The organism is Streptomyces sp. NPDC058773, assembly GCF_042746015.1.
In the GTDB taxonomy this organism is placed as follows: Bacteria; Actinomycetota; Actinomycetes; order Streptomycetales; family Streptomycetaceae; genus Streptomyces.
Genome location: NZ_JBHYPE010000061.1, coordinates 19,475 through 27,842, shown reverse-complemented (window position 1 = coordinate 27,842; position 8,368 = coordinate 19,475). Strand labels below are relative to the sequence as shown.

Annotated in this window: 7 protein-coding genes; 2 read left to right on the top strand and 5 right to left on the bottom strand. The window is 71.3% G+C overall.

Features of this window, described 5'->3' with window-relative positions; all coding sequences use genetic code 11:
• The 5 genes from ACFW5B_RS32325 to ACFW5B_RS32305 all read right to left on the bottom strand — a co-directional run.
• Window positions 1–752, bottom strand: a 752-nt coding sequence (locus tag ACFW5B_RS32325) for a LacI family DNA-binding transcriptional regulator (protein WP_386447596.1), incomplete at its 3' end; no start/stop codon positions are given.
• A complete protein-coding gene (locus ACFW5B_RS32320; protein ID WP_386447593.1) occupies window positions 740–2,353 on the bottom strand; it encodes a glycoside hydrolase family 13 protein in 1,614 nt (537 codons plus the stop codon). The genes ACFW5B_RS32320 and ACFW5B_RS32325, both read right to left, overlap by 13 nt.
• A 1-nt stretch (window position 2,354) precedes the next feature.
• Window positions 2,355–3,215 carry a sugar ABC transporter permease gene (locus ACFW5B_RS32315; protein WP_386447590.1) on the bottom strand — a complete coding sequence of 287 codons (861 nt, stop codon included), beginning with the start codon at window positions 3,213–3,215 and terminating at the stop codon, window positions 2,355–2,357.
• Window positions 3,216–3,217: 2 nt separating this feature from the next.
• Entirely contained in the window at window positions 3,218–4,096 is an 879-nt protein-coding gene (locus ACFW5B_RS32310) for a carbohydrate ABC transporter permease (RefSeq protein WP_386447625.1), read from the bottom strand.
• 53 nt (window positions 4,097–4,149) lie between these two features.
• Window positions 4,150–5,427: an extracellular solute-binding protein gene (locus tag ACFW5B_RS32305; protein WP_386447587.1), complete on the bottom strand. Its 1,278-nt coding sequence runs from the start codon at window positions 5,425–5,427 to the stop codon at window positions 4,150–4,152.
• Between the two features lie 223 nt (window positions 5,428–5,650).
• Between ACFW5B_RS32305 and ACFW5B_RS32300 the strand changes: the two genes are divergently transcribed.
• Both ACFW5B_RS32300 and ACFW5B_RS32295 read left to right on the top strand, forming a co-directional pair.
• Complete coding sequence (locus ACFW5B_RS32300) at window positions 5,651–7,282, top strand: glycoside hydrolase family 13 protein (RefSeq protein WP_386447584.1); 1,632 nt, start codon at window positions 5,651–5,653, stop codon at window positions 7,280–7,282.
• Between the two features lie 24 nt (window positions 7,283–7,306).
• Window positions 7,307–8,362: a LacI family DNA-binding transcriptional regulator gene (locus ACFW5B_RS32295; protein ID WP_386447581.1), complete on the top strand. Its 1,056-nt coding sequence runs from the start codon at window positions 7,307–7,309 to the stop codon at window positions 8,360–8,362.
• Window positions 8,363–8,368 lie beyond the last annotated feature (6 nt).

The window sequence follows — 8,368 nt, the reverse complement described above, 5'->3', positions numbered from 1 at the left end:
CGCTCGCCGAGCCGCGCCGCTCCCGGGGGCCCCCCCCCACGCCACCCTGGGGTTGGCGGGCGCGCCGTGCGGCCGCCCCCCCCCACCCCCCCCCACGACTCCGCCAGCGCCGCCACGAAGCCGTCGGCCTTGCGGCGGGAGGGCACGTAGCGGGCCGGGCCGACGGCCAGGCCGATCCGCTCGTGGCCCAGATCGGCCAGGTGGCGTACGGCCATCCGGGCCGCCGCGCCGTCGTCGGGTGAGACGAACGGCGCATCGATGCGGTCGTTGTAGCCGTTGATCAGGACGAACGGGACGCGGCGCGAGGTCAGCCGGGTGTAGCGGGACGGATCGGCGCGGGTGTCGGCGTGCAGGCCGGAGAGGAAGACGATGCCGGTGACGCCGCGTTCCTCCAGCTGCTCGACGAGTTCATCCTCGGTGGCGCCGCCCGGCATCTGGGTGCACAGCACCGGGGTGTAGCCGTGGCCGGCCAGCGACTGCTCGATGACCTGGGCGAAGGCGGGGAAGATCGGGTTGGTCAGCTCCGGGATGACCAGGCCGACCAGCCCGGCGCTGCGGCGGCGCAGGCGTACGGGGCGCTCGCAGCCGAGCACGTCGAGCGCGGCGAGCACCCGCTGCCGGGTGCTCGCCGCCACGCCCGCCTTGCCGTTCATGACCCGGCTGACCGTCGCCTCGCTGACCTCCGCCTGGGCGGCGATGTCGGAGAGCCGGGGGGTGGCGGGGAGATCGGGCTGGGCCGTCACGCCTCCCACCAGACGGTGATGTCGGCCGGCAGCTCGAAGTCCCCCTCTTCCACGTGCAGTTCGCGGGAGGCGAGGAGCAGCCGGCCCGGGGCGGTCAGGCGGGCCGGCGCGCCGGTCGTGTTGGCCGTGCAGATCAGGCCGCCGGGGCGGCGGAAGGCGAGGATGCCGTCGGGGGCGTCCAGCCACTCGACCGACTCCCCCGCGCCGAGGCCCGGGTGGCCGCGCCGCAGGGCGAGGGCGGTGCGGTAGAGCTCCAGGGTGGATGCGGGGTCGCCGGTCTGGGCCTCGACGGTGAGCGGGGCCCAGTCGTCCGGCTGCGGGAGCCAGCTGCCGCCGGCGCCGAAGCCGTACGGGGCGGTGTCGCCGCTCCACGGGAGCGGGACCCGGCAGCCGTCGCGCAGGCCTTCCTGGCCGCTGTCGCGGAAGAAGGAAGGGTCCTGGCGGACCTCGTCGGGCAGGTCGGCGACCTCGGGCAGGCCCAGTTCCTCGCCCTGGTAGAGGTACGCGGAGCCGGGCAGGGCCAGCATCAGCAGGGTGGCGGCGCGGGCGCGGTCCAGGCCGCCGCCGAGCCGGGTGCGATGGCGTACGACGTCGTGGTTGGAGAGCACCCAGGTCGTCGGGGCGGCCACCGGGCGCATGGCGTCGAGGGAGGAGTCGATCGCCTCGCGGAGCGCGGCAGCGTCCCAACCGGTGTCCAGGTAGTGGAAGTTGAAGGCCTGGTGGAGCTCGTCGGGGCGGAGGTAGAGCGCGGTGCGGTCGGCGCTGGGCGTCCATGCCTCGGCCACCGCGATCCGGTCGCCGGGGAGGGCGCCGGGACGGCTGCCGGCGGAGTACTCGTCGAGGACGGTGCGCCAGGAGCGGTAGATGGCGTGGACGCCGTCCTGGTCGAAGAAGGGGAGGGTCTGGTTGCCGAGGAGTTTCAGCTGCCCGGCGTGGCCCATGTCGGGCAGGCCGGGGGCCTTGACCAGGCCGTGGGCCACGTCCACCCGGAAGCCGTCCACGCCCAGGTCCAGCCAGAAGCGCAGGATGGAGCGGAACTCGTCCCGTACGGCGGGGTGGTCCCAGTTGAAGTCGGGCTGTTCGGGGGCGAAGAGGTGGAGGTACCACTCGCCGTCGGGGAGGCGGGTCCAGGCAGGGCCGCCGAAGAGGGACTCCCAGTCGTTGGGCGGCTGCTCGCCGTTCTCGCCGCGGCCCTTGCGGAAGTGGAAGCGTTCGCGGAGCGTCGAGCCGGGGCCCTCGGCCAGGGCGCGGCGGAACCACGCGTGCTGGTCGGAGCAGTGGTTGGGGACGAGGTCGACGATGATGCGCAGGCCCAGGGCGTGGGCGTCGGCGATGACCGCCTCGGCGTCGGACAGGGTGCCGAACATCGGGTCGATGGTGCGGTAGTCGGCGACGTCGTAGCCGGCGTCGGCCTGCGGGGAGGCGTAGAACGGGCTGAGCCAGACGGCGTCCACGCCCAGGTCGCGCAGGTACGGCAGCCGGCTGCGGATGCCGGCCAGGTCCCCCATGCCGTCGCCGTCGGCGTCGGCGAAGCTGCGCGGGTAGACCTGGTAGATCACCGCGTCGCGCCACCAGTCGGTGGCGGGAGTGACGTTGTGCTGTGGAGTCATGTCATCCCTTGGTGGTGCCGGCGGTCAGTCCGGCGACGAGGTGGCGCTGGGCGAAGGCGAAGACGAGCGCGGCCGGGACCGCGATGATCACGGCGGCGGCGGTCATCGAACCCCAGTCGTTGGTGTACTGGTTGACGAAGGTCTGCAGCCCGCCGGCGAGGGTGAGGTTCTCCTCGCCGGTCATGAACGCGGAGGCGTAGGCGACCTCGGCCCATGCGGTGACGAAGGTGTAGAAGCCGGTGACGGCGAGGCCGGGGCGGGCCAGCGGCAGGACGAGCCGCCAGAAGGTGCCGAACGGGTTGAGGCCGTCGACCCGGCCCGCCTCGTCGATCTCCACCGGGATGGTGTCGAAGAAGCCCTTCATCATCCAGGCGCAGAACGGGACGGCGATGGTGAGGTACGTGACGACCAGGCCCGCGGGCTGGTTGAGCAGGCCGAGGCCCGCCAGCAGGTTGTACAGCGGCACGATCAGGACCGCGACCGGGAACATCTGGGTGATCAGCAGCAGCCACATCAGCGGGCGCATCCCGGGGAAGCGGAAGCGGCTGACGGCGTAGCCGGTGGTGGCGGCGGTGAAGACCCCGAGGACGGTGGTCAGCCCGACGATGATCACGGAGTTCTGGAACCAGGTCAGGAACTCCGTGTCGGCCAGTACGTGGGTGTAGTTGGCGAAGGTGAAGTGGGTGACGAGGCTGGTGGAGAAGGCGTCGTTCTTCGGTTTGAAGGACGTCACCAGCAGCCAGAGGGGCGGGAAGACCGCCACTACGGCCGCGATCGCCAGGCCGGTGTGCAGCGCGGTGGAGGCGAGCCGGGACCGCTGGTTGCGCTTGCGGGCCGGGCGCGCCGACGGTGTGCGGGTCATGGTCACCACACCTCTCCCTGCTTGCGCAGCGCCCGGCGGTAGACCACCGCGACGGCCGAGAGCAGGACCAGGATCAGGACGCCCCAGGCCGCGGACTCGGAGAAGTTGCGGGGGCTGTCGATGAAGGAGAGCCGGTAGGCGTAGGTCACCAGGATCTCGGTGGCGTCGCCGGGGCCGCCCCGGGTCAGCAGGAAGATCACCGGGAACATGTTGAAGGTCCAGATGGTGGAGAGCAGGATGACGGTGCTGCTGACGGACCGCAGTCCGGGGACGGTGATGTGGCGGAAGCGCTGCCAGGCGCTCGCGCCGTCCATCTCGGCGGCTTCGTAGAGCTCGCCGGGTATGGACTGGAGACCGCCGAGCAGGGCGACGAGCATGAAGGGCACGCCCAGCCAGACGTTGACGGCGATGACCGAGAGCTTGGCCCAGGTGGGGTCGTTGAGCCACGGGACCGCGTCGATACCGCCGCCGGCCAGCAGCTTGTTGAGGATGCCGCTCTTCTCGTTGTAGAGCATCCGCCAGGTGAAGACCGAGATGAAGGCGGGAATGGCCCACGGCAGGATCAGCGCGAGGCGGTAGAAGGTGCGGCCGCGCAGGGTGCGGTTGAGCATGTTCGCCAGGGCGAGGCCGGTCAGGAACGTCAGCGAGACACAGGCGACGGTCCACAGGACGGTCCAGCCGAGGCGGTCCCAGAAGACGCCGTCGCTCAGCACCGCCCGGTAGTTGTCCAGGCCGGTGAACTCGTAGGTGGCGGGGAGGTGGTTGACGCCGATGTTCCGCTCGACGTTGGCCTCGTTGGCGTCCGTGAGCGAGAGGAAGACGCCGCGCACCAGCGGGTAGCCGATGATCACCCCGATGACGAGTACCACCGGGGCGACCATCGTCCACGCGTACCAGTGGGTGCCCAGCGCCCGGCGCACCCGTACAGCAACGGTCACTTGTAGTCCTTGAGCAGCTTCCGGTAGGCGTCGCCGGTCGCCTTGGCGGCCTGCTCGGGCGTGGCGGCGCCGGTGAGCACCTTGTTCATCTGGACCTTGACCGGCTCGAAGAGCGAGTTGCCCTCGGCGATCCAGGGCCGCTGGACGGCGCCGTCGACGGCGGGCTTGAAGAACCGGACCATCTCGTTGTTCTTGACGGCCGGCACCTCGTACACGGACTTGCGGGTGGGCAGCAGGCTGAGCTTCTCGGTGGTCTCCTGCTGGACCTTGGCGGAGCTCATGTACTTCACGAAGGCGTAGGAGGCCTGGAGGTTCTTGCTGCCGGCGTAGACGGAGAGGTTCCAGCCGCCCTGCGGGGAGCCCTGGGCGCTGCTGCCGCCGGGGACGGGGGCGACGCCGAGGTTCTTCCGGTCCTTGAAGGCCTTGCCGGCGCGGGCGCCTTCGATGTCCCAGGGGCCGTCGACGGCCATCGCGACGTCGCCGTCCTTGAGGGCCTTGAGCTGGTTCTCCTGGCCGTCGGTGGCGTCGGTGACGGCGGCCTTGGAGTCGACCAGGCTCTTGATCGTCTTGAACGCCTTGACGCCGGCGCCGTCGTCGATCTCCACCACCTTGTCGCGGGCGTTGACCATGTCGCCGCCCTCGCCGTAGAGGTAGGGAAGGAACCAGTAGGGGTCGTCGCCGCGCAGATAGAGGGCGGTGGCGCCGGTCTTGGACTTGATCTTCTTGGCGCTCCTGGCCAGCTCGTCGAAGGTCTTGGGCACCTCGACGCCGGCGTCCTTGAGGAGCTTCTTGTTGTAGAAGAGGCCGAGGGTGTCGATGACCTGGGGTGCGGCGTAGGTCTTGCCCTTGAACTTCGTGGAGCCGACGGCCTGCGGGAGGTAGTCGTCGGCCTTGTCGAGGGCGGCGGTGCCGTCGAGCGGCGCGAGATAGCCGAGGTTGGCGAAGTCGGCGACCCAGGCGACCTCGGTTCGCATCACGTCGGGGGCCCCGGAGTTGCCGCCGGCCGCGTTCTTGAACTTGGCGTTGGCATCACCGAAGGGGACGTTCACGTACTTGACGTGGACCTTGGGGTGCTCCTTCTGAAAGCCCTCGGCAAGTTTGCGGTACGTCGCCTTCTCGGCGTCGTTGGAGGTGTCCCAGAAGGTAACGGTTCCGGACAGTTCACCCCCGCTGTCGCCGCCATTGCCGCTGTCGCCTCCGCCGCACGCTGTCGCTGCCAGTGCCAGGCCCGCTACCAGCGCGGTGGCCGTTGCGCCCCGTATGCCACGCCGCATGTGAACTCCTTAGGGAAATGCCTCAGATGGCGGTCAGGAACGTAACAGCGCGGAAAACAAACCGAAAGACCTTGCGGCAAATTTCTGCAAGACCATGGGAACGAATTGCAACGAGATGGCTGGAACGGGACCCTCGGGACGCCCTCGGCACCGTCACCCCGCGCCCGCCCGCGCGTTGTCTGCGTGAAGGCACCGACGCCTCTTGACCTCAAAGGGACGGCAGATGACCCAGGAGCTCACTTCCCCCAGCCCCGCCCCCCAGGCCCCCGGAACGGGCCGAGGTCCGGGGTGGTGGCGCGACGCCGTCATCTACCAGGTGTACGTGCGCTCGTTCGCCGACAGCGACGGCGACGGCATCGGCGATCTGCGCGGCGCCCGCGCCCGGCTGCCGCACCTCAGGGACCTGGGGGTGGACGCCGTCTGGCTCACCCCGTTCTACGCCTCACCGCAGGCCGACGGCGGCTACGACGTCGCCGACTACCGCGCCGTCGACCCGCTGTTCGGCAGCCTCCAGGACGCCGACGACCTGATCCGCACCGCCCATGAGCTGGACCTGCGGGTGATCGTCGACATCGTGCCCAACCACACCTCCGACCGGCACCCGTGGTTCCTGGACTCCGAGCTCGCCCGGCAGCGCTACCTCTTCCGCCCCGGCAAGGGAGAGCACGGCGAACTCCCGCCCAACGACTGGGAGTCGGTCTTCGGCGGCCCGGCCTGGACCCGCACCGAGCGCGGCGACTGGTATCTGCACCTCTTCGCCCCCGAGCAGCCCGACCTCAACTGGGACAACCCGGACGTGCACGCCGAGTTCGAGGCCATCCTGCGCTTCTGGCTCGACCTCGGGGTGGACGGCTTCCGGGTCGATGTCGCGCACGGCATGATCAAGGCTCCCGGCCTGCCGGACATCGGCCACGGCCAGCAGGCCAAGCTGATCGGCAACCAGGTGCTGCCGTTCTTCGACCAGGACGGGGTGCACGCCATCCACCGCTCCTGGCGCCGGCTGCTGGACGGCTACGGCGACGCCCACGGCAGGCAGGTGGTCGGCGTCGCCGAGGCCTGGGCCCCCACCGCCGAGCGCCTCGCCCTCTACGTCCGCCCCGACGAACTCCACCAGGCCTTCAACTTCCAGTTCCTGAACGCCCCTTGGGAGGCCGACGCGCTGCGCGAGGTCATCGACGCCTCGCTCGCCGCCACCACCTCGGTCGGCGCCCCGACGACCTGGGTCCTCTCCAACCACGACGTCGTACGGCACACCACCCGGCTCGGCGGCGGCCTGGACCGCGCCCGCGCCGCCACCCTGCTGATGCTGGCCCTGCCCGGCTCCGCGTACCTCTACCAGGGCGAGGAACTGGGCCTGCCCGAGGTCACCGACCTCCCCGACGAGGCCCGCCAGGACCCGGCGTTCTTCCGCGGCGGCCGGACCGCGGGCGCGGCCGCCACCAGCGGCCAGGACGGCTTCCGCGACGGCTGCCGGGTGCCGCTCCCCTGGTCCGGTGAGCTGCCGCCGTACGGCTTCGGCGACGGCGGCAGCTGGCTCCCGCAGCCGGACGACTGGGCCGGGCTCACCGTCGAGGCCCAGACCGGCGACCCCGCCTCCACCCTGGAGCTCTACCGCACCGCCCTCGCCCTGCGGCGCCGGCTGCCGGGCCTGGGCGATGGCGGGATGAGCTGGGCCCCCGCGCCCGACGGGGTGCTCGCCTTCACCCGCCCAGGCCTGCTGTGCGCCGTCAACACCCTGGGGCACGACGTACAGCTCCCGCCGCCCGGAGCGCTGCTGCTGGCCAGCGGCCCGGTGACCGGCAGCGGCGCGGACGCGGTGCTCCCCGGCGACAGCTGCTCCTGGTGGGCAATCTGAGAGCCGACCGGTACAGTCCCCCTCATGACCGCCCGGCTTTCCGATATCGCAGCGCAGGCGGGTGTCAGCGAGGCCACCGTCAGCCGGGTGCTCAATGGAAAGCCCGGCGTCTCCGCGACCACCCGCCAGTCCGTGCTCGCCGCCCTCGATGTGCTGGGCTACGAACGCCCGGTGCGGCTGCGGCAGCGCAGCGCCGGCCTGGTCGGACTGATCACCCCGGAGCTGGAGAACCCGATCTTCCCGGCTTTCGCCCAGGTCATCGGGCAGGCACTGACCCGCCAGGGCTACACGCCCGTCCTCGCGACCCAGACGCCCGGCGGCTCCACGGAGGACGAGCTGACCGAGATGCTGGTGGACCGCGGGGTGGCCGGCATCATCTTCGTCTCCGGGCTGCACGCCGACACCTCCGCCGACATGCAGCGCTATGAGCAGCTGCGCGGCCAGGGCGTCCCGTTCGTCCTCATCAACGGCTTCTCCGACAAGGTGCAGGCACCGTTCGTCTCCCCCGACGACCGGGCCGCGGTGGACCTGGCGATCACCCACCTCGGCGCGCTCGGCCACCGGCGGATCGGACTGGCGCTCGGCCCCAAGCGCTTCGTCCCCGTACAGCGCAAGATCGAGGGCTTCGTCCGCAGCATGCAGGAGCGGCTGCAGACCGGTCCGGCGGAGGCGGAGCCGTTCATCCAGCACTCCCTCTACACCCTGGAGGGCGGCCAGGCCGCGGCGGGCGCGCTGATCGAGCGGGGCGCCACCGCCATCGTCTGCGCCAGCGACATGATGGCCCTCGGCGCGATCCGCGCGGCCCGGCAGTGCGGCCTCGACGTCCCGCGCGACCTCTCCGTCGTCGGCTTCGACGACTCCCCCCTGATCGCCTTCACCGACCCCCCGCTGACCACCATCCGTCAGCCGGTGACGGCCATGGGCCAGGCAGCCGTCCGCGCCCTCCTGGAGGAAATCGGCGGAACCCCCGCCCCGCACAGCGAGTTCGTCTTCCACCCCGAACTGGTGGTCCGCGGTTCCACCGCCTCGGTTCCCCGGACGACGGCGAGGATTCCTGCGCCGGTGCGGGCCACGCCGTAGGGCGGC

Bases quoted from the DNA above. Each gene is read 5' to 3' on its own strand.
- ACFW5B_RS32305 (WP_386447587.1), bottom strand. From the start codon at position 5,427: ATGCGGCGTGGCATACGGGGCGCAACGGCCACCGCGCTGGTAGCGGGC.
- ACFW5B_RS32320 (WP_386447593.1), bottom strand. From the start codon at position 2,353: ATGACTCCACAGCACAACGTCACTCCCGCCACCGACTGGTGGCGCGAC.
- ACFW5B_RS32315 (WP_386447590.1), bottom strand. From the start codon at position 3,215: ATGACCCGCACACCGTCGGCGCGCCCGGCCCGCAAGCGCAACCAGCGG.
- ACFW5B_RS32300 (WP_386447584.1), top strand. From the start codon at position 5,651: ATGACCCAGGAGCTCACTTCCCCCAGCCCCGCCCCCCAGGCCCCCGGA.
- ACFW5B_RS32295 (WP_386447581.1), top strand. From the start codon at position 7,307: ATGACCGCCCGGCTTTCCGATATCGCAGCGCAGGCGGGTGTCAGCGAG.
- ACFW5B_RS32310 (WP_386447625.1), bottom strand. From the start codon at position 4,096: ATGGTCGCCCCGGTGGTACTCGTCATCGGGGTGATCATCGGCTACCCG.